This window comes from Algoriphagus limi (assembly GCF_024919275.1).
GTDB classification, from domain to species: Bacteria; Bacteroidota; Bacteroidia; order Cytophagales; family Cyclobacteriaceae; genus Algoriphagus; species Algoriphagus limi.
On the sequence record NZ_JANWGH010000003.1, the window covers coordinates 229,461 to 250,599 of the forward strand.

Here is a 21,139-nt window from a genome sequence, read left to right on the forward strand (position 1 = left end):
TAAGCAGGATTATCCATTCTTTTGGAAGTCGAAGGATTTGATCACTCTCTTTTTCTCTTTTGCAGAAATAGCGCGGACCATAATATCCGGATGTTGCAAATGGGTTTAGAGGAGTTTTATAGCGGATAGCTATTGGATTAATCTTTTGAAGTTTACCAAGAGTTAATTAAGTGGCTAATCAAAGCTAAAATGCCGCTAGTTAACAATTAGCATATTCAAAAATTTTGGTAAATTTTTAAAAATATCCAGACCATGAAAAAATCCAGAAGAAGCTTTCTAACCCAATCAGGTCTGCTCTTGGGGGCAGGTTTGACTATCAATCCTATTTGGTCTTTTGCTCAATCCGAACAAAGAGAAATTACAGTTGGGGAAATCATGGATGCCTTTATCGGTCAGGTTTCTGGAGCTCCTTTTCCTCAAACGGTGGATACTTTAAAAGTAGGTTCTCGAGATCAGATAGTGACTGGTGTGGTGACGACCATGTTTGCCACTATGGAGGTAATTGAGCGAGCGATAGCATTGCAGGCAAACTTTATCATCCCTCATGAGCCCACTTTTTTCAATCATTTGGATGAAACAGAATGGTTGGAAAAGGATGCGGTTTTTCAAAGAAAGTATGATTTGATGAAAGAAAACGGGATTGCCCTATGGAGAAATCATGATTACATTCATCGATTGGCGGATGATGGAGTTCGCCTTGGGGTGGTGAAAGATTTAGAGTGGGAGGCTTATTATCAAGCAAACAGTCCGATTTTAAACATTCCTCAAACTAATCTCGCTTCTTTAATCCACCACTTGAAAAGTAAATTGGATGTGCCCGCGATGCGCTATGTAGGTGATTTGGATCAATCCTGTGAAAAAGTCCTATTAATTCCCGGAGCAGCGGGAGGAATAGCGCAGCTTGAAGGAATAATGAAGTATAATCCCGATGTGCTGATATGTGGGGAATCCAATGAATGGGAGACTCCTGAGTATGTGCGTGCTGCTAATTCGCAAGGGAAAAAGCTGAGTATGATCGTCATCGGGCATTCCGCTAGCGAAGAAGGAGGTTCCGAGTTTCTAGAGACTTGGCTAGAGTCCCAATTTCCTGGATTACCCGTATTCCATGTTCCTTCCGGGAATTCTTTGGAAATTATTTAAGGGTGAGGCTAATATTTACGAATTGAATTTTTGGAATTGGGTGTTATTAGAACCTGTCTGAGATATTCTACCTTGACTCTTTCAAATACAAGATGAGGTTGTTGTAGTCAATGATAGCTTCATTATCTGATAGGATATCGGCACCGATGATTCCATCTGTTTCCTTAATGCCAAGGCTATTAAAGGCATTGTTTACATGATTAAGATTCATCAGGGTCAATTTTTGGTTTTCAATTTTTATGCTTCCGATTTCGATGGTGTTATTTCCGGAGTCTTCCATTCTGAGATTGGCACCTCCTGCTCCAGTTCCTGTACTTTGAGCAGCTCTTGATTTCATATTGAATTTATTCTTGCGCTTGGTTTCTATAATCGTTACCCCTGCACCAGTATCTAAAATGAAGTTTGCATCTACTCCATTAATCTTGCCTTTTAAATGTAGGTGACCTGATTTTTCTTTTTCCATCTGCACCTTGGTGTAGCCACTTTCAATTAGATATTCCGAAAGAGTAGCGATTGGTTTTAGGTTGGAAGAAATGTCTTCTTTCTGCTTTTCCGTGCAATTAGATAGTAAAATTGAAATGGTGCAGATTAAAAGAATTTTTTTCATTCTTGATCGGTTTTTTGATTTTGTAGGATTTCAAAAAATCTCAAGTTTTTCATATTGGAAAGAGATAAGTAGCCCCGACAGGAATCGAACCTGTATCTAAAGTTTAGGAAACTTCTATTCTATCCATTGAACTACGGGGCCATAGGCAAGATCACCACCTTTAAGAATTAATTTTTTCAAAGCTTTAATCCAAACAGGCTACAACTGATCCTAAAGGACCTGCAAGATACTAGAAATGCCAAAAAACCCGCAAATATTCTAGAGTCAACTTATGGGGATTCAGAGTTTTACCCTATCTTTGCACTCCAAATTTAGGATGGACGGGTTCCATCCATTAAACAAACAATAACAAACTATGTCAGTAAAAATCAGATTAGCACGTCGAGGCAGAAAGAAAATGGCCATCTACGACGTGGTTGTCGCTGATGCGAGAGCTCCACGGGATGGACGCTTCATCGAGAAAATCGGAACTTACAATCCGAACACGAACCCTGCATCGATCAACATCAACAATGAGCGCGCTCTACAGTGGTTGTTGAACGGAGCCCAGCCTACCGATACGGTAAAGGCAATGCTGTCTTACAGAGGGGTAATGCTTAAAAAACACCTCCAAATCGGAGTGGTGAAAGGTGCGATCACGCAAGAACAAGCGGACGCGAAATTTGAGGCTTGGTTGTCTGAGAAAGAAGCTAAGATTCAAAGCAAGGTAGACTCAATCGGTAAAGCGAAAGAAGAAGCTCGTCAAAAAGCTCTTGAAGCTGAAGCCGCTAAGAATCAGGCTCGTCTTGATGCGATCAAAGCAAGAGAAGAAGAGGCAAAAGCAGCAGCTGCTGCAGCCGAAGCTCCTGCTGAAGAAGCCGCTGAAGATGCTGCTCCTGAAGCTTCCGCAGAAGGCGAAGAAGCTACAGAAGCTTAATATAAAATCTCCCCATGAACAAGGAGCAGTGCTTTCAATTGGGCTATGTGGCCAAAGTTCATGGACTTCGTGGTGAAGTAATGGTGGTTCTCGATGTGGATTATCCAGAAGATTATGAAGATCTGGAGCACATCTTTCTCGAGCAAAAAGGACGCTTGGTTCCATTCTTTTTGGAGCATTTTGTTCTTCAGACCGGGAATAAGGCCTTGGCCAAATTTGAGGACTTTGACACCATTGAGCAGGTAGAGCCATTGGTTGGTTCGGGAGTTTTCCTCCCACTGACAGCTTTACCGGAGCTAGGTGAAGACCAATACTACTACCACGAGTTGATCGGGTTTGAAGTAGAAGATGAGAAAACCGGGGTCTTAGGTCCCGTGGAAACCATCTACGACTTGGAAACCCAAGACCTTCTGGGAGTGAGCTACCAAAACAAGGAAGTTCTTATTCCGATTCAGGATGAGATCATTCTTAAGGTAGACAAGGCAGCAAAAAAAGTTTTCTGCCGATTGCCAGAAGGATTGCTTGACATTTATCTGGAAGACTGAGACATGCACATCGATATCATCAGTGTGGTACCTGGACTGCTGGAAGGACCTTTTTCACATTCTATCCTAAAAAGGGCGGAAGAAAAAGGACTAGCTACAGTGAGGGTTCACAATTTGCGTGACTTCGCCACAGGAAAACAGAAGCAGGTTGACGATTATGCTTTTGGTGGAGGAGCCGGCATGGTGATGATGGTAGAGCCCATTGCGAAATGCATCGAGAGCCTTCAAAGTCAGCGGGAATATGATGAAATCATCTACATGACCCCTGATGGAGAGACCTTCGATCAGCCTATGGCTAATTCACTATCGCTTCAGCAAAATCTATTAATCCTTTGTGGACATTATAAAGGGGTAGATGAGCGGATTCGAGAGCGATACATTACCAAGGAAATTAGCATTGGTGATTTTGTGCTATCGGGAGGAGAGCTTGCGGCCGCTGTAGTAGCGGATGCGGTGATTCGATTGATCCCTGGTGTACTCAATGATGAGACCTCAGCTTTGACAGATTCCTTTCAGGATCACCTGTTGGCGCCGCCAGTCTATACTCGTCCTGCTGAATGGCAAGGAATGAATGTACCGGAGGTATTGCTTTCAGGTCATGAAGCAAAGATCAATGAATGGAGATTTGAAGCCTCGGTTCGCCGGACCCGTGAACGTAGACCCGATTTGTGGGCTAAGTCAGGTTTGGGTGAAAGCGATTTGAAAAAGAGAAAAAAGTAATTCAACAAGCCACGTGTTGGCCAAACAGCGAAAGCATAAAATATAGAAGCTATGAGCGAACTAATGAAAATTGTAGAAGCGGAATACAACGAAGCAAGAGCTAAATTCCCTTCTTTCAAAGCCGGAGATACCATCAACGTACACGTACGAATCAAAGAAGGTAACAAGGAGCGGGTACAGCAGTTTCAAGGAACTGTAATTCAGCGAAAGAACCCTAACTCTAACGGAGAGACCTTTACTGTACGTAAGATTTCTAACGGAATCGGTGTAGAGCGTATCTTCCCTATCCTTTCTCCAGCTATCGAGAAAATCGAATTGTTGAGACAAGGTAAAGTACGTAGAGCTAGATTGTTCTACTTGAGAGGTCGTCAAGGTAAGGCTGCCCGAATCAAAGAAAAAATCCAGGTGAAACACTAAGTTTCATCCGATTCAACATAAAAGGAACTCAATTTTGGGTTCCTTTTTTCATTTGTTTAAATTCATACAAGCATACAAAATGCTAATGAAAGAAACTCAAATCCTCGATCCTGGACAAAAACTTGGAAAAGTGGTTGTCAAATTAGCCCAGCTGCTTTTTGCTACATTTTCCGTTTTATTATTCCTAATAGCCTATTTGGGGAATCGAGGACTTTTTCAGGATTGGAATATTAAAATTGAGCCTGAATTTTCTTGGTTCTTATCTTCCTATGAGCCCCATCAAATAGTCACTCTATTCTGTGTAGTCGCAGGGTTTAAGTTTTTGATCCTATTGGGGATTATGGTTTGGATAGATCGGGATATATAGATTTCCCACAATCATCCATATTAAATCTGTTTAGTAGAAATTTTTGCTGCCGATTTGAATCGAGCCTTTCCCTTACAAATCCCTATCTTTGCAGCTTCATTGATAAACTATAGGCAGATTTGCCTGTTAAAAGCTAAGCATATTCTAAACCCATGAGCAGAGAAGTTCGCGTACGTTTTGCCCCTTCCCCGACAGGACCTTTACATATAGGTGGAGTCCGTACTGCCTTATATAATTACCTTTTTGCAAGAAAACACAACGGTAAATTTATCCTTCGAATAGAAGATACAGATCAGGCCCGCTATGTTCCGGGTGCCGAGATCTATATCAAGGATTCCTTGGATTGGCTGGGAATTACACCGGATGAAAGTCCATGGAACCCAGGTTCTGTTGGTCCCTATCGTCAGTCAGAGCGAAAGCCTGACTACATGAAATATGCCTTGAGTTTGGTTGAAAAAGGGCTTGCTTACTATGCTTTTGACACTGCTGAGGAATTGGAAGCTATGCGGGAGCGATTGACTGCTGCCCGGGTTGTTCAGCCTCAATACAATAGCATTACGCGAACCCAAATGAAAAATTCCCTGACTTTACCTGAAGATGAGGTGAAAGCGAGACTTGCTTCCGGAGAACCGTATGTGATTCGTGTCAAAATCCCCAGAAAAGAGGAAGTTCGCTTACATGATCAGATTCGAGGTTGGGTAATGGTGCATTCTTCGACGCTTGACGATAAGGTTTTGATGAAGTCAGATGGTATGCCTACATATCACCTGGCAAATATTGTTGATGATCATTTGATGGGGATTACTCATGTGATCCGCGGTGAGGAATGGTTGCCTTCAGCTCCCTTGCATGTCTTGTTATACCGCTATTTTGGGTGGGAAGACACCATGCCGGAATTCGCCCATTTGCCTTTGCTTTTGAAGCCTGATGGAAACGGCAAACTTTCCAAGCGGGATGGAGATCGGTTAGGATTTCCTGTTTTTCCAATTGACTGGAAAAATGAAACCACAGGAGAGACTGCTAGTGGCTTTAGAGAGCAGGGATATCTTCCAGAAGCATTGTTGAATTTCTTAGCATTTTTGGGCTGGAACCCCGGAGATGATCGGGAATTGTTTACCAAAGAAGAATTGATCGAAGCTTTCTCCATCGAGCGAATTGGAAAGGCAGGGACCAAGTTTGACATTGCTAAAGCCAAATGGTACAATGAGCAATATCTTCGGGCAAAAACCGACGCGGAATTGGCTCCTTACATTCAGGTAAGTGCTGAGAAGGAAGGATTCCAAATTTCCGGTGATACTGCCGAGGCTATCGCGGCTTTGACAAAAGGACGGGTTTCCTTCCCGGCAGAAATGTGGCAGGAAAGCCGATTTGTTGTGGTAGCTCCTACCGAATTTGATGAGCAAGTAGCGGCGAAAAAATGGAATGAAGATGCAGTGAAAGTACTTTCTGCTTATCAGGAAAAGTTAGATTCCTTCGAAGGGGATTTTGATGCAAATTCTGCAAAATCCTTGCTTGAATCTACTGCGGAAGCAGCGGGAATCAAACTTGGAAAAGTGATGCAGGCTGTAAGACTTTCTGTGACCGGGGCAGGTGCAGGACCGGATTTGATGGAGATATTTGCTATCTTAGGTCCTAAGGAAGTGGCTCAGCGAATTCGATTCGCCTTAGAAACTTTGCCACTTGCTCAATAAGTTGAATAGTATGAGCAAAAAGAAAAAAAAGAAAAACGAAGAACCGAAAGTCCATGATGACCTGAAAGGGTTTAAAATGGAAATCGATTCCTTTGGGGAGATTTCTTCCACTTTTTCGATCGACAAGATCAATGAGTTTTTGAATAAAAATGTGGAAGACAAAAAACTCAAGGATCGAGATGATTTGGATGAAATACAGAACGGTTCTGATGAAGAAAAATAAAGCTCCCGAGAGGAGCTTTTTTTCTTGAGGAGTTCAAATGCTCTTTTCTTCCCTGTTGAAAAGATGAAAGACTAGTAATCCTCAACCTGATTAGGTTAGCTTCGTTTGTTATGAGAAATAATTACAGATCAATTCTGTAATTTCACCAGCTATTAAACCAACGATTTCCCTTGAAAAAACTTTTACTTTCTCTCTTCCTAGGCTTCTTTTTGATGTATGCCGGATTTTCCCAAACCAGTACTGTAACTGGTGTGGTTAAGGATGCTGAAACAGGTGAAACTCTTCCTTTCTGTAATGTTTTCATTAACAATACCACCATTTCCACGACAACGGATTTGGATGGTGCTTATACGCTTCAGGATTTACAGCCTGGTCCAACAGAGATTGGCTTCTCTTTTATGGGGTATGAGGCGGTCACCAAACAAGTGACTTTAAATCCTGGCGGTACCCTTACCTTGAATCTTTCGCTCAAGCCGCTTGAGACCGAATTAAGTGATGTGGAAATTAAAGCAAAACGAGATAAGGCTTGGGAGAGAGATTTGCGGAAGTTTGAAAACTTATTCCTTGGGAATGATTTGATGGCTGCCCGAACTGAGATCGAAAATCCATGGGTCATCGATTTTCCTCCGTCCGAGGAGCGGAATACTTTTTTGGCGAGTTCCCAATTGCCTATTGAATTGGTAAACAATTACTTGGGTTATAAAATCACCTTCGATTTAACGGAATTCTTCGATAATCCGGTGAATTACAGGATCTCTGGTGCGGCTCGTTTTGAAGAAATGGAGGCAGGGTCTGCTGAGCAAGAGCAAGAATGGGAGAAGAATCGCATGGAGGTTTATCGGAAATCTCCTCAAAATATGTTTCGGGCGATGATTGCCGGAACCCATGAAAAAGAAGGGTTTTTCCTCTATGGAGACAAGCCGGGCGGAGCCGATTCAAGAAATATGCGTTCGGATATTTTCGCCAATGAATTGGGAAAATCCGTGATTCCTTACAAGCCTGAGCAATTGGTAGCACCTGCAGACAAGCCGGGTGAGTATTGGATTTATTTGAAGGGAAGAATTGAAATTCACTATCAGAAGGGCTATAGTCAACAGAATACTTACCGGGATGCTCCTTATCCGGTTTCTTGGTTGGAGGTGAATGGAGGAAGAGTTCGGGTAAGGGAAAATGGGATGATCCTTAATCCTCAAGATGTGGTTTTTTCTGGGGATATGGACCGAAGAAGAGTTGCGTCCATGCTCCCTTTGGACTATGACGCTGAGCGGGCTATTCAGCTTCAAAATTTGGAAAAAACAGCGGCTAACTACCAAGAGCGAATCTACATTCATACTGATCGTCCTTATTATCAAGTAGGAGATGAGGTCTTTTTTCAGGCCTTTATCAATTATGGAAATCCATACCTGAAGAATGAGCTGAGTGAGATTTTGCATGTGGAATTGCTTTCTGAGGACCGCGACTTCATTTTCAAAAAGAAATACAAAATCTTCGAAGGGGCAGCTGGAGGCAGTTTCTTTATTCCAGATTCTCTTGTGGGTAATCATTTTTACCTCAGAGCTTATACCAATTGGAACAGGAATTATGGTCCTGATCACTATTTCACTAAGCCGATTTTGGTAATAGCACCAGGTCAAGAAGTAGAAAAGGCCAATGCGTCAGGTGGAGTTTCCGAAAATGTAACAGTAAGAACAGATAAGCCTCACTATGGGAAGCGGGAAAAGGTCAACTTGAAAATTAACTCTAAAGAGTTATCAGGAAAGCCACTTTCTGCGCGACTTTCAGTCACAGTCTATGATTTGTCGCAGGTGCAGCCTGTATTGGAAGAATCGGTGGCTATCAATTCTTTAATCCTTGAAAAAATTCCTGAATCGGTAGGCTTGGATAGGTTTTCCTACGCGATTGAAAAAAGCTTGAATGAACAGTTTCTTTTGAAAGATCAAAAGGGTAGGGGAACGGCTGGAAATGTCACCGTTTTCGTTAACGGATTTGAGGGAATTGTTGAGTTAGAGGCAAATCGAAATGGGGAGTTTGCCATGGAGGAAATGGAATTTTATGGTCCGATGCGATTGGCTATTCAAGGAGTAGATTCCAAAGGCCGACCTCTGCCTGAAGTAGAATATTTGGAATCACTTCCGGCACCTATTGCTTCCTTTCCGAGTGTGAATTGGCCTAAAATAATTGAAAGTGCCAATAAGCTAGTTTTAGAAAAGCCTTCCGAGGAGTTTGTGGAGTTGGAAGAAGTAGAGGTGGAAGAAAAGGCTCCTTCTTCTAGTGGAGCGATCTATGGAAATCCGGATTTTGTGGTTACCAGTGATAAAATCATGGCTACTGGGAGTGCTGTGGATTTGGTGAATAGCTTGGCTGGAAACGTACCGGGAATGCGAGTGACAATTGCCGGAGCCAGCGGTAAACAACAAATCCGACTTCGCGGAGGTGCAACTTCTGTTTTTGGATCCATGGAACCTGTGGTGATGGTGAATGGAGCGATTTTGGTTTCCGGGCCTGATGCCACCGCGGCAGATAATCTTCGAAATATTAATCCCAATGATATTGACCGGGTTGAAATTGTATCAAGGACAGTATCTATGTTGGGTGATCAAGGGAGAAATGGGGTCATTGCTGTGTACTTAAAAGATGGCATGAGTTCGCAGCAGCAAATGGCTATTCCATCAACTATTTCGGAATTTGTTATTCAAGGTTATGAGGTGCCAAGAAGCTTTTTCGAGTTTTCCTATGACACTATATCTGAAGTACCGAGTCAGGATTTGAGAAAAACTTTATACTGGAATGGAAACCTAGTGACGGATGATTCTGGTGAGGTAGAAATTAGCTTTTTCACCAATGATCAGGCTGGTCCGATGCGGGTGGAGATTCGGGGATTGAGTTTGGATGGAAAACCAATTTCAGGCACCTTTACCATCAATCAGGCAAATCAGTGATGCATTTATGAGAATACCTGCTTTGATTTTTTTCTTTTTAATGCTCGGGATAGAGGCATTTTCACAGACTAGTGTGGGAATTCGTGGAGGATATGTAAGTTCTTCTTTTAGCTATCGTCCTGCAGCCAATATTCGTAACCAAAGCACGGAAAGTATAGCAAAACCGACCTTTGCCTTGGTGGTGGAGCATTTCAATGCAAAAAATGCTGGAGTGGAGTTGAACCTGCAACTGATCACCTTGGGCTTTCGCCAACTGAATGATAACCCGGATAATCCACTCGAAAACCGAACGGAATTCGATTACTTGAAAATCCCTTTTTTGGCTTCCTTTTATGCTGGAAGATCGGGGCGATTTCAGGTGAAGATCGGTCCGCATGTGGGGTATTTGTTAGGCGTTAGGGATGTTCAGCGGGAATTTGAAAATCTTTCTGTACCTGAAATTCCTACGTATGGAGAGGAAGGAGATAATCCAAAGAAATTCATGTATGGGATCAATGCCGGAGCAGGGATTTCAAAGGTTTTTGGAAAAAGCTCTTTAGCAGCAGAGGTGCGTTTTTCCTATGATTTTACCAATCCTGAAAGTCAGGACCGGATTTTTGATATGAATTCGACCACCTTGGAACTTGGGCTTTCGTATCTATTTCGAGTTCGGGAGCGAAAGGAACCCTAGCGAGTTTTTTTAAAAATTTTCAGACTCGCTGTCCTATTTTTTGTCATTTCTCCGATTACTAATTGAATATGAAGCACAGTGAGCTGGAAAATATTCTGAAGAACTATCATCGAGAGGCCTATCTCTGGTCCCGGCAATGCTGTGGTTTTGAGGACGAATTGGCCAAGGATGTGCTTCAGCAGAGTTATTTGAAAATCCTGGAGGGTAAGGCCAAGCTTCGATATCCCGAAAAAGTCAAATTATGGTTGTTCTCGATAATTCGATTCACGGCCATCGATGAACTTCGAAAAAATGGGAAATGGCTACGACTAGAGGATTCCTTTGATTTAATAGAGCAGGAAAGAGAGGAAGTCGAAATGGACTATCAAAAGCTTTTGATGAGATTGTCGCCCATGCAGAGGGAAGTGCTATTGATGGTTTTTTATCATCAGATGACTATCGCTGAAGCAGCTGAAATCCTCCAAATTGGATTGGGTACCGCTCGGACACACTATGAGCGGGGAAAAAAGAAACTGAAAGAACTGATTGAAACTTCTCAAACCGAAGCAGAAAATGGAAAATGAAGACGATTTGATAAAAGGGTTTTTCAAGGATTTGAAAAGACAGGATGAGAGTCTCTCCATTCCTAAATTCCCCGAAACCAAAGTAAAAAGCTTTCCTTGGTGGATTCCAATGGGAATTGCAGCAAGCTTTATTTTGGGAGCTTTCTTGCTATTTCAGCGTCCTGAAGTTCCCGAAGCACCTGCTGATGTGATTATCATTTCCCTTCAGGAAAATGAGAATCATGAGCAAGAAATTTTGATTGAAGAAAAAGCCTATATCGATATATGGGAGTCAAGTACCTCTTCCCTTTTAACTGAATTCTAAACCAACTATACCATGAAAAACCTATTTGCAATTGCCCTTTTCCTGCTTAGTCATCTTCTTTCAGCTCAAGATATCTTCAAAAAAAATCTATACTCAGCCGACCAAATTATGGAGGCCAGGGAGAAGATCAGTTTGACAGATGCCCAAGCATCCAAAATCAAGAAAATCCATGCTGAGAACGCAGGAGAGTTTTCAACCTTAAAATGGGACTTGGATGAAGCAAATTCCAAATTGGAAAAAATGCTTCAAGAGCCTAAAATCGACCAAGTGGCTGTAAATAGGCAGCTTGATAAGGTTTTGGAGCTGGAAAACCAACTCAAGAAAAAGCAACTGAGTACACTAGTCGCTATTAAAAATGAGCTGACTGAAAATCAGATTGAGATGCTTAGTCAAAGTCAAGTTTATGGTTTAAGACGTGTAGGTCCAACGGGTACTTCAAGCGTGATTGGGATTTCTGGTTTGAAATCCAATGAAAGTGTCCGAATAGGACAACCAGTTACCGGATATTCCGCAGTATCTCCAGAGTCAAAAGTTGGAGTAGTGGTTTCTGGAACCGCTTCAGATGATCAACCGCTTTATATTATCAAATCAGATGCTGGTACTGCAGAAAAAAAGTCTTCCCAAGCTCTTGATTTAAATCCTGGTGATATTGAAAGCATCTCTGTCCTGAAAGATAAATCTGCCACTGAAGTGTATGGTGAGAAAGGAAAAAATGGTGTAATCATCATCACCTTGAAAAAAGGTGCAAAGTTTAAAAAATAGAAGTTGATTATGGTTTAAATAAAAAAGGAGACTAATGCAGTCTCCTTTTTTGTTTGACATTACTTCATTCCCATATAATCTACGACGAAATAGCTCATCACTCGTAGTCCTAGGATAAAGCCGCTTTCATCGATGTAGAAATCAGGCGTGTGGTGAGAAGGAGTTTTTGTTGGGTCTCCACCTTTTTTCATTCCGCCTAAGCCAATAAATAAACCGGGCTTTTCACGCTGGTAAAAACTGAAATCCTCAGCTCCAGTCACTGGCGGATTGACGCGGACATGATCCTTTCCTGCAGCAGCTTCCAAAGTTGGGACCATTTTGGCTGTGAGATCAAGGTCATTGACTGTGGATGGATAGAGTTTTTGGATATTTACCTCAGCTTTTGCTCCGGCACTTTCAGCAATGTTCGTTGCGATTTCTGTGATTCGCTTATGTACCAATGCCTGTTGCTCGTCTCCAAAAGTTCGGATAGTTCCGATCATTTCCACTTTTTCAGGGATAATGTTGTGTCGAATTCCACCATGAATAGCCCCAATTGTCACTACAGCGGGGTTTTGGGTGATATTTACACTTCTGGATAGGATGGTCTGAAGGCCAGTCACAATCTGAGAAGCGGTGACAATGGGATCCACTCCTGACCACGGAGATGCACCATGAGCCTGCGTTCCGTGAACAATAATTTCCAAATTATCTACAGCAGCTTGTGCAGGTCCAGGTCTGTAGCCAATGGTTCCTACTTCAGTCTGAGCGGAAATATGTAGCCCGAAAATGGCATCTACGTCTTCCATGACTCCCTCTTCCACGAGTTGCTTAGCGCCCCAAGTGGTCACACCTTCTTCATTGATTCCCTCTTCGGCAGGTTGGAAGATGAATTTGACATTGCCTTCCAATTGATCCTTCATACTGGCTAGAATTTCAGCCACACCCATTAAGATGGCGACGTGAGTATCATGTCCACAGGCATGCATGACGCCTGTTTCCTGACCATTGTAAACGGTCGTCACAGTAGATTTGAAGGGCAAATCTCCACGCTCTGTAACTGGCAAAGCATCCATATCAGCTCGCAGTGCTACGGTAGGTCCAGGTTTGCCTCCTTTGAGATAACCTACCACACCTGTTACGGCCATATTTTCCTTTACTTCTATGCCTAAACTTCGCAGGTGATCTGCTATTTTTTTGGCGGTTCGGAATTCCTGATTTCCCAATTCAGGATTTTGGTGAATATCCCTTCGCCATTCGATTACTTTGGATTCAATTTCACTGGCTTTTTGATCGATTTGTGGGCGAAGGTTTGTTTGCCCAAAAGCCATAGTGCTAATCAGAAATAAGGGGAGTATAAGCTTCTTCATACTAAAATTTGGTTGGTGATGGAAAGGCAATTTATCCATTTCGTGATAGAATAATCTGACTTTTTTGAAAATTGAAGATTATTCGAACCAAAAGGGCTAAATCTGTTTTTTAAAACAAAAAGTAATAATCATGGAAATAAAAGATAAAGTAGCAGTTGTAACAGGAGTCAGTAAAGGAATTGGATTGGAAGTAGTCAAAATCCTCTTGGAAAAAGGTACCATTGTCGCTGGATGGGGAAGAAATAAACCAGAAGTGTCGCATTCCAATTTTCACTTTTTCACCTGTGATGTAGCAAAAGAAGAATCGGTCGAAGAAGCTTTTCAAGCCACAAAAGCCAAGCTTGGAGATGACATCAGAATCCTGATTAATAATGCAGGATTTGGTGTTGCTGGTCCAACCGAGACTTTTTCTTCAGAAGATTGGAAGGCCATGTTTGACACGAATGTTCATGGGATTTTTTACACCACGAAGCGCTTGATTCCGGCTATGAAGGCTGCTGATGAGGGACATATCATCAATGTGGCTTCCATTGCAGGATTGAATGGAGTGAATCAATTTGCTGGATACGTAGGTACCAAGCATGCAGTAAGAGGAATTTCCCATTCTTTGTATATGGAACTTCGTGATTATGGAATCAAGGTTTCTACTATTTATCCGGGTTCTGTACAAACACATTTCTTTGATGAAATTCCGGGTATAGAAGCCAATGAAAACATGATGAGACCGGAGGATGTGGCGATGACTATTGTACAAACTCTTGAAACCCATCCAAACTATTTCGTGGCAGATGTGGAGTGTAGACCTTTGAGGCCGAGAGGGAAGAAGTAGGCAGTTTGCAGTATTCAGTAGGCAGTATGCGGTAAGCAGTGGGAAGTAATCAGTAAACAGTATGCGGTAGGCCGTAAATAGTAAAAAGTTTTCGGTAAGAAGTAATCAGTAAAATTCCCAAAAAAAGCATCCTGCCCAGGTGAGTGTCTTTACTCACCAATTCCTTAATGCTGTTTTGAGTGGAGACACTCACAATGGCGAAGAAAACAGTAGACAGTTACTATTGCAGAATTATTGGTTTCTTTGGTTTTTTTGTCAGGCTGAGCGGAGTCGAAGCCTATTTTTTCAATAGCCTACTAAATATAATTAATAAAGACCTCGACTCCGCTCGGTCTGACATTACATATCCGGGAATCGCATCCTACTGAAATCTGCCTCCTGAACCCTTGCCATTCCCCGCTCATTCCCTATTTTTGCCTTAGACCTTTCGACCGGGTTTTTACCCTTGCCATGCGGGTGAACTCCCGGTCGGTCTTTTGTAGCCTATGTCTCTAGAAGTCTCTCAACTGTGTAAAAATTTTGGTTCTCAAAAAGCGCTGGATGGGGTGACTTTTTCAGCAAAGCCTGGGCGTATTTTAGGGTTTTTGGGTCCAAATGGAGCCGGAAAATCCACCACAATGAAAATCATCACCGGCTATTTGCAGGCAGATTCCGGACAAGTACAAATCCATGGTATTGATGCTCTTGCTCATCCCAAGCAGGTAAGTCCTCTAATCGGCTACCTTCCGGAGAAAAATCCACTTTATGCTGACATGTTCGTAAAGGAGTTTCTATCCTTTGCGGGAGGATTGTATGGACTTTCTGGGAAAACACTAAAATCCCGGCTGGGTGAAATGCTTGAAAAGACAGGCCTAACTTCAGAACAGCACAAAAAAATCGGGCAACTTTCCAAGGGCTATCAACAGCGAGTTGGGCTTGCCAAGGCATTGATTCATGACCCCAAAGTTTTGATTTTGGATGAGCCTACTACGGGTTTGGACCCGAATCAATTGGCAGATATTCGTGGTTTGATACGTGAAATTGCGAAGGATAAAACCTTGATTCTTTCTACCCATATCATGCAAGAGGTGGAGGCGATTTGTCAGGATGTGGTCCTTATTTCCAAAGGTCAAATCAAAGCTGCAGACTCCTTGGCTAATTTTCAGCAACAGGGGAGTGGAGATCAATTAGTTGTGGAAACCGAAGAAGCTTTGGAGCTTTTCTGGTTTGACGCGTTTCCAAGTGCCTCCTTCGGTCCAAAGGGTGATATTCAGGTAATAATTAAGGCGGAAAATATCACGGATGCAAGGAAGGCCATTCTTGGAATTATTCAGGAAAAAGAGTTGAATCTGATTTCCCTAAGTCAGGAAAAGAAAAGTCTAGAGGAGTTATTTAGACAATACACCAAATGAAAAGTCTGATCATCAAAGAAATCAATGCATTTTTGGGTAGCCTGTTGGGCTACCTGATCTTAGCTTTGTTTTTAGTGGCAATTGGATTGATTGTTTGGGTGTTTCCCCAAAGTAGTGTCTTGGATTATGGCTATGCTGATTTGGAGCCACTATTTACTTACACTCCCTATGTTTTCACCTTTTTGATTCCGGCTCTTTCCATGCGTGCCATTGCGGAAGAAAGGCGAAATCACACTTGGGAATTGCTACGAACTTCTCCCTTAAATCTGGTGCAAATTGTCTTTGCCAAATACCTTGCACTTCTGATTCTGGTATTCATAGCCGTCCTTCCCACGCTTTTGTATTTCTACAGCGTGTATCAATTGGGAGATCCGGTAGGGAATTTGGATCAGGCTGGCTTTTTTGGTAGTTGGATAGGTTTGTTGCTCTTAGGAGCAGTATTTGGAGCCGTCGGTATTTTTTCCTCTGCTTTGACTTCTCAACAAGTAGTTGCCTTTGTATTAGGTGTCTTCTTCTGCTTTGTGCTCTATTTTGGATTTTCGGCAGCTTCCGATTTGGGTTTGGGAACTTGGGCCTATTGGATTGAAGAGTTGAGTTTGAGTTTTCATTATATCAACCTAAGCAGGGGAGTAATTGACTCCTCAGATATCTTTTTCTATTTGGGATTGATTTGGTTGTTTTTGGGAGGAGCTGTTTTGGTCTTGAGAAATAAATGAGTAGAAAAAATCAACATATCGTCCGGAATATTGGGGTTTTGCTTGGTGGCTTGCTCATTTTCTTGGCTTTGGGAGCATTTTTGCGTTTTCGAATTGATTTGACCGAGGATAAGCGCTATTCACTTCATCCAGCTACAGAGGATGTCTTGGAGAAAGTTCAAGAACCTATTCATGTCGAAATTTTACTCGTAGGGGATGATTTGCCGGCAGGGATGCGTCGCCTTCAGCGATCTATAGAAGAAACAATCCGAACTTTTGATGCTTTTTCCGATCAAAAAATCAGCTTTTCCTATCTGGATCCGCTCAGCTTACCGGAGGAAGATCAGGAAGAATTTATCCTTCAATTAAACGATTATGGGATCAATCCAACGAGTTTGATGGTCAATCAAACCGGAGGTCAGCAAACCAAATTGATTTTTCCTGGGATTCTTGTTTACAATGAGGAATTCGAAACAGGCGCACTCATTCTGAAAGGAGAGATGGGAATGAGTCAGGAAGAAATCCTAAATCAGTCCATTGAGAATTTAGAGTTTGAACTGAGTAATGCCATCCGAAAATTAAGCAATCCAGGCTCCGGAGCGATTGCCATGGTTATGGGGCAAGGGGAGATGAAAGAGGATGATGGCTATGGTTTGGTAGAAGCACTTGATGGTGATTTTGAGCTGTTCAAAGTCCCCTTGGAGCAGGCTAGAACCGTTGAGGATTTGGTCAATTTTGAATTGATTTTTATTCAAGGCCCACAAGAAAGTTTTAAAGAGCGAGAAGTTTACCTGCTGGATCAGTATGTGATGCATGGAGGTAAATTGGTGGTTCTGAGCGATGGTGTTTTGGTGGATGTGACGCAGGCTGGTGGAGACGGAACATTGGCATTTCCTTTTGAAAATGGGCTTGAAAATCTTTTGTTCAAATATGGAATTCGGGTCAATAAAGATCTGATTCAGGATTTGAACTTTGGATATTTCCCGGTTATGGGAGGTAATTTCGGAAATCAGGAGCAGCTGGTGCCATTGCCTTGGCCTTTTTACGTACAGGCCTCCCGAATGCAGGATCATCCAATTACCAAAGGTTTGGATGTGGTCAATTTTCGATTTGTGAGTAGTTTGGATACGGTGATGGCGCAAGGGATCCAGAAAACCCCGCTTCTTTTTTCCTCAGATTTTACAAGAATTTTACCAGCCCCCGCTCGGGTAGCCTTTCGGGATATGGAAATGGAACCGAATGTGGCTGATTTCCCTTTACGCAATCTTCCCTTAGCGTATTTGTTGGAAGGGGAATTTACATCCCTTTACAAAAACAGATTTTTGCCGGAGGGTTTTGACCAAGCTGATTTCAAAGAAAGCGGAGAAGGAAAAGTAGTGGTCATCGGAGATGGAGAGGTTTTCCAAAGTCAGGTAGATTTCCAATCCGGAGCGCCTTTAAATCTGGGTGAAGATCCTTTTAATCAGATGGTTTTTGCAAATCGTATTTTTCTCAGAAATCTGGTTCAATATTTACAGAACCCTGATGGAATCATTGCTAGTAGGACTCGGACTTTTCAAATCCGTCCCCTTAACCGCGTGAAAATTGTAGAGCAAAAGAGTTTTTGGCAGATCCTTAATGTAGGATTGCCTGTCGCTTTGCTTTTACTTTTGGGAACTGGAGTTTCTTTCTGGAGAAAGAAAAAATATTCCTAGAAAATCTCCTTGGAAAAGAACTCAAAAAACAGGAATTTATTTGGTGATGGAGGCTTTTCGTCCCCTGTTAAATCGATTTTATTTATAAATTTACCCCCATTCCATAAAGTAATCTTTAAATAAGCCCTATGGTATGAAATCGAGCATGTTGAAGAAAGTCACAAAAGGATTGCTGTCAACCATGCGAGATTTTACATGACCTTGTAAAAAACTTATAAGCATATGAAATTTATTGTTTCTTCTTCTGCGCTTTTGAAGCAGCTTTCGGCAATCAACGGTGTCGTCACTACCAATCCGGTAGTACCCATTCTTGAGAACTTTCTATTTGAGATTAAGGATTCGATGTTGACCATCACGGCTTCGGATCTTCAAACTTCCATGATTACTGAAATCCACGTTGAGGCCAAAGAAGATGGAAATATTGCGGTACCAGCTCGTATTTTGATCGATACCTTGAAAAACTTGCCTGAGCAGCCGGTGACATTTAGCATAGATCATGATACCTATGCGGTGGAAATCAGCTCTGACAATGGTCGCTACCGCTTGGCAGGAGAGAATGCAACGGACTTCCCAAAAATCCCTACTGTCAACAATCCGACGACTGTGGACATGTCTACAGAGGTGCTTTCAAGTGCGATTTCCAATACCATTTTTGCGACAAGTTCTGATGAACTTCGTCCAGCGATGACCGGGGTTTACATCAACTTGAGTGATACCAATACAACTTTCGTTGCGACAGATGGTCACCGATTGGTTCGTTACCGAAGAGTGGATGTAGCTTCTTCCAGCCCAGCTAGCTTGATTATCCCAAGAAAAGCCTTGAACCTGCTTAAGTCTACCCTTCCTTCAGAGAATATTTCTGTAACTGTGGAGTTCAATCAGTCCAATGCTTATTTCAAGTTTGGTCAAATCAAAATGATCTGTCGTCTGATCGACGAGCGATTCCCGGATTATGAAAACGTAATCCCTGCTGACAATCCAAACATCATGACCATCGATCGTCAGGACTTGTTGAGTTCACTTCGTCGTATCGCGATCTATGCTAACAAGACGACGCATCAGGTACGATTAAAATTGACCGGGTCTGAATTGATGATCTCTGCGGAGGATTTGGATTTCTCCAATGAGGCGAATGAGCGACTTTCCTGCGAGCATGATGGAGAGGATATTGAGATCGGTTTCAATGCTAAGTTTTTGGTAGAAATGCTTGGTAACTTGAATTCCAAGGAAGTGAGCTTGAAGTTCTCAGCACCGAATAGAGCAGGCTTGATTTTGCCAGCAGAGCAGGATGAAAACGAGGATATCTTGATGCTCGTAATGCCTGTGATGTTGAATAACTATGTATAATCTTACACAACCATAAACCACCGAAGCCCGGATCATTGATTCGGGCTTTTTTGTTGATTGAGTAATAACCCTCCAAGGGATTTTAAACCCTTGGAGGGTTAATCAAAGATTACTTCGTATCCCTCAGCATCTTTAAATACAAGCCCTCCACCCGCTCTCTGGCCCAAGGGGTTTTGCGAAGAAATTTTAAGCTGGATTTAATTGAAGGATCATGAGTAAAACAGCGGATCGTAATCCGCTCCCCTAGTTCTTCCCAGCCATAATGAGCTACCAATTGCTCCAAAATGGTATCGAGTCGAAGACCGTGAAGGGGATTGTTAGGTTGATGTTCCAAGAGGAAGGGATGTTAGTTTTTAGGTATAAATAAATGGTTAAAAGTCATTCTCAAATGTTGATTGGTCATAGCACTTGATGTTTGTTTTCCTGCTTTTCCAGAGGTTGGACTTTTCTATTGCAAAGAGAGATGCTGACTTCAGAAAAGCAGTATAGCAGCAAGAAATCAATCCTTGTTATCTTTAGCTTTTGTAGTATTAACTTCCACCTGAAAATATCCAATTAACCCACTCATACACTCCAAAAGCACATTTTTGCCTTTGTTTTTATCCAGTATTTTTTGGAGATCATCCAGAGTATGAACTTCCTCTTCGTTGGCTTTTATGATCAATTCTCCCAGCGGCCATTCCATTTTATCTGCTTGAGTTCCTTGGTGAATATGGGTGACCACAAGCATGGGCTTTTCCTCGTCTAGAATTTTCAGCATTTCGATCTGTGCATAGGGATCCACTTCTTGAATAGCTTGAATAATCTCAAAACTCAGAGGTTGAATAACCATCCCGAATACTTCTAAAAACCTTCGCTCGCTTAAAATCGGATTTGAAATAATTCCCAATTCAGGATTAGGCATTGCCTTGGCTTTGGCATGTTGAATTTTTCCATCCCTCAAATAGCCGATCTCCACTTCCTCTCCGATGGGTACGAGCTTCATGACATCAAAAATATTCTTGTGTCGATAAAGCCCCTCCTTCCCAATCACAATTCCATGTCGATCAAATTCCACCTGATTGATGGAAAGAATGACATCCCGAGGCTGAATTTTAGCAGCCTCTAAAAAGCCTTTTTTTAAGACTTTGGATACTATCACACCTTTTGCGCGCGACTGCTTCAAAAAAGGGTTAAAGTTTTCAGAGTTTTTCTGCAATTTTCCCCCAAGCCCTGCAAACTGAGGTTCATTCAATAGGAGTAAGTTCTTGATGATAATTTTGATAAAACTTGCTGGAGTAATAAATCCGATATTTTCGGCATCCACAATTACGGCTGTATTGAGTCCTATCACTTCTCCATCTTTGTTGATGCTTGGACCTCCGGAATTTCCAGGATTAATGGCAGCATTCGTAACAAATCGTTCAGTAGTGAATTCCGAACCGGAAATAAAATTCGTGATTTCTCCACCCGTAATATTGGGTTCTATCATTCCCAAAGGATACCCAATCGCCTTGATTACTTCTCCTCGTGGGGGATTTGCCCCTTTTTGAAGGGTTAGGTATTCAATGGGTTGGATAGCCATTTTTTTGAACCGAGCAAGCTCCTCTTCGGTCAGTTTGATAAGGGCCACGTCAGGCTCGAGTTGCTTGACCATTCCGACGACTTCGGTTTCGAAGCGCTCCTCACTTGTCAACATGGAACTGATCTCGATTTTTACGGCATTTCTCACCACATGGGAGTTGGTCACGATGTAGCCTTCGAGATTTTTATGTTTTACGAAAAAGCCCGAACCTGACCAGATACCAGGGATTTTGATGGATGGATTTAAAACGGATTGTATGTCTTCTTCCAGATATCCTTCAACATGGATTTGAACAACCCCGCTTATCATTCTACGGGCGATCTCGTTTAAACTTTGTTTGGTAGTAGTCATCAACTCATGGAGTAGCCGCTAGCTTTAATATAGGAAGGTTTTTTCTGAATACCTG

Annotated in this window: 22 protein-coding genes and 1 tRNA gene; 18 read left to right on the forward strand and 5 right to left on the reverse strand. The window is 42.2% G+C overall.

Features of this window, described 5'->3' with window-relative positions; translation table 11 throughout:
* Positions 1-252: 252 nt before the first annotated feature.
* Entirely contained in the window at positions 253-1,140 is an 888-nt protein-coding gene (locus tag NY014_RS13050) for a Nif3-like dinuclear metal center hexameric protein (RefSeq protein ID WP_259415028.1), read from the forward strand.
* Positions 1,141-1,207: 67 nt separating this feature from the next.
* On the opposite strand, the gene NY014_RS13055 is transcribed toward NY014_RS13050, so the two are convergent.
* Positions 1,208-1,747: a retropepsin-like aspartic protease gene (locus tag NY014_RS13055; protein ID WP_259415029.1), complete on the reverse strand. Its 540-nt coding sequence runs from the start codon at positions 1,745-1,747 to the stop codon at positions 1,208-1,210.
* Between the two features lie 69 nt (positions 1,748-1,816).
* Positions 1,817-1,888, reverse strand: a tRNA-Arg gene (locus tag NY014_RS13060).
* A gap of 214 nt (positions 1,889-2,102) precedes the next feature.
* Here NY014_RS13060 and NY014_RS13065 point away from each other — a divergent pair.
* The 12 genes from NY014_RS13065 to NY014_RS13120 all read left to right on the forward strand — a co-directional run bounded on the left by NY014_RS13065 (position 2,103) and on the right by NY014_RS13120 (position 11,864).
* Complete coding sequence (locus NY014_RS13065; RefSeq protein WP_259415030.1) at positions 2,103-2,663, forward strand: 30S ribosomal protein S16; 561 nt, start codon at positions 2,103-2,105, stop codon at positions 2,661-2,663.
* A 14-nt stretch (positions 2,664-2,677) separates the two neighbouring features.
* The gene (rimM, locus tag NY014_RS13070; protein WP_259415031.1) at positions 2,678-3,208 is read left to right on the forward strand and encodes a ribosome maturation factor RimM; all 531 of its coding nucleotides are present in this window, start codon (positions 2,678-2,680) and stop codon (positions 3,206-3,208) included.
* Between the two features lie 3 nt (positions 3,209-3,211).
* Positions 3,212-3,928: a tRNA (guanosine(37)-N1)-methyltransferase TrmD gene (trmD, locus tag NY014_RS13075; RefSeq protein ID WP_259415032.1), complete on the forward strand. Its 717-nt coding sequence runs from the start codon at positions 3,212-3,214 to the stop codon at positions 3,926-3,928.
* A gap of 51 nt (positions 3,929-3,979) precedes the next feature.
* Positions 3,980-4,345 carry a 50S ribosomal protein L19 gene (rplS, locus tag NY014_RS13080; RefSeq protein ID WP_259415033.1) on the forward strand — a complete coding sequence of 122 codons (366 nt, stop codon included), beginning with the start codon at positions 3,980-3,982 and terminating at the stop codon, positions 4,343-4,345.
* 85 nt (positions 4,346-4,430) lie between these two features.
* Positions 4,431-4,712, forward strand: coding sequence for a hypothetical protein (locus NY014_RS13085; RefSeq protein ID WP_259415034.1), 282 nt, complete (start codon positions 4,431-4,433; stop codon positions 4,710-4,712).
* 152 nt (positions 4,713-4,864) lie between these two features.
* Positions 4,865-6,403 (forward strand): glutamate--tRNA ligase, encoded by a 1,539-nt coding sequence (gltX, locus tag NY014_RS13090; protein WP_259415035.1) that lies wholly within the window; start codon positions 4,865-4,867, stop codon positions 6,401-6,403.
* Positions 6,404-6,413: 10 nt separating this feature from the next.
* The gene (locus NY014_RS13095) at positions 6,414-6,626 is read left to right on the forward strand and encodes a hypothetical protein (RefSeq protein WP_259415036.1); all 213 of its coding nucleotides are present in this window, start codon (positions 6,414-6,416) and stop codon (positions 6,624-6,626) included.
* 170 nt (positions 6,627-6,796) lie between these two features.
* A complete protein-coding gene (locus NY014_RS13100; RefSeq protein WP_259415037.1) occupies positions 6,797-9,565 on the forward strand; it encodes a TonB-dependent receptor in 2,769 nt (922 codons plus the stop codon).
* Positions 9,566-9,572: 7 nt separating this feature from the next.
* Positions 9,573-10,235: a porin family protein gene (locus NY014_RS13105; RefSeq protein ID WP_259415038.1), complete on the forward strand. Its 663-nt coding sequence runs from the start codon at positions 9,573-9,575 to the stop codon at positions 10,233-10,235.
* 68 nt (positions 10,236-10,303) lie between these two features.
* Positions 10,304-10,798 carry an RNA polymerase sigma factor gene (locus NY014_RS13110; RefSeq protein ID WP_259415039.1) on the forward strand — a complete coding sequence of 165 codons (495 nt, stop codon included), beginning with the start codon at positions 10,304-10,306 and terminating at the stop codon, positions 10,796-10,798.
* Positions 10,788-11,102, forward strand: a complete 315-nt coding sequence (locus NY014_RS13115; RefSeq protein ID WP_259415040.1) for a hypothetical protein — start codon at positions 10,788-10,790, stop codon at positions 11,100-11,102. Before NY014_RS13110 ends, NY014_RS13115 begins: the two co-directional genes overlap by 11 nt.
* Before the next feature lie 12 nt (positions 11,103-11,114).
* On the forward strand, positions 11,115-11,864 hold the full coding sequence (locus NY014_RS13120; RefSeq protein WP_259415041.1) for a Spy/CpxP family protein refolding chaperone: 750 nt from the start codon (positions 11,115-11,117) through the stop codon (positions 11,862-11,864).
* Positions 11,865-11,923: 59 nt separating this feature from the next.
* Here NY014_RS13120 and NY014_RS13125 read toward each other — a convergent pair whose 3' ends face one another.
* Positions 11,924-13,213, reverse strand: coding sequence for an amidohydrolase (locus NY014_RS13125; protein WP_259415042.1), 1,290 nt, complete (start codon positions 13,211-13,213; stop codon positions 11,924-11,926).
* Positions 13,214-13,343: 130 nt separating this feature from the next.
* Here NY014_RS13125 and NY014_RS13130 point away from each other — a divergent pair, with 130 nt between their 5' ends.
* From NY014_RS13130 to dnaN, 5 genes are all read left to right on the forward strand, one after another.
* Complete coding sequence (locus tag NY014_RS13130; RefSeq protein WP_259415043.1) at positions 13,344-14,042, forward strand: SDR family oxidoreductase; 699 nt, start codon at positions 13,344-13,346, stop codon at positions 14,040-14,042.
* Between the two features lie 485 nt (positions 14,043-14,527).
* The gene (gene gldA, locus NY014_RS13135) at positions 14,528-15,433 is read left to right on the forward strand and encodes a gliding motility-associated ABC transporter ATP-binding subunit GldA (RefSeq protein ID WP_259415044.1); all 906 of its coding nucleotides are present in this window, start codon (positions 14,528-14,530) and stop codon (positions 15,431-15,433) included.
* Positions 15,430-16,149, forward strand: a complete 720-nt coding sequence (gene gldF, locus NY014_RS13140) for a gliding motility-associated ABC transporter permease subunit GldF (RefSeq protein ID WP_259415045.1) — start codon at positions 15,430-15,432, stop codon at positions 16,147-16,149. The genes gldA and gldF overlap by 4 nt, the downstream gene beginning before the upstream one ends.
* The gene (gene gldG, locus NY014_RS13145) at positions 16,146-17,822 is read left to right on the forward strand and encodes a gliding motility-associated ABC transporter substrate-binding protein GldG (RefSeq protein WP_259415046.1); all 1,677 of its coding nucleotides are present in this window, start codon (positions 16,146-16,148) and stop codon (positions 17,820-17,822) included. Before gldF ends, gldG begins: the two co-directional genes overlap by 4 nt.
* Before the next feature lie 222 nt (positions 17,823-18,044).
* On the forward strand, positions 18,045-19,169 hold the full coding sequence (gene dnaN / locus NY014_RS13150) for a DNA polymerase III subunit beta (protein WP_135075954.1): 1,125 nt from the start codon (positions 18,045-18,047) through the stop codon (positions 19,167-19,169).
* 109 nt (positions 19,170-19,278) lie between these two features.
* On the opposite strand, the gene NY014_RS13155 is transcribed toward dnaN, so the two are convergent.
* Both NY014_RS13155 and NY014_RS13160 read right to left on the reverse strand, forming a co-directional pair.
* A complete protein-coding gene (locus tag NY014_RS13155) occupies positions 19,279-19,503 on the reverse strand; it encodes a VF530 family protein (protein ID WP_259415047.1) in 225 nt (74 codons plus the stop codon).
* 165 nt (positions 19,504-19,668) lie between these two features.
* Complete coding sequence (locus NY014_RS13160) at positions 19,669-21,084, reverse strand: S1C family serine protease (RefSeq protein WP_259415048.1); 1,416 nt, start codon at positions 21,082-21,084, stop codon at positions 19,669-19,671.
* Positions 21,085-21,139: the final 55 nt, after the last annotated feature.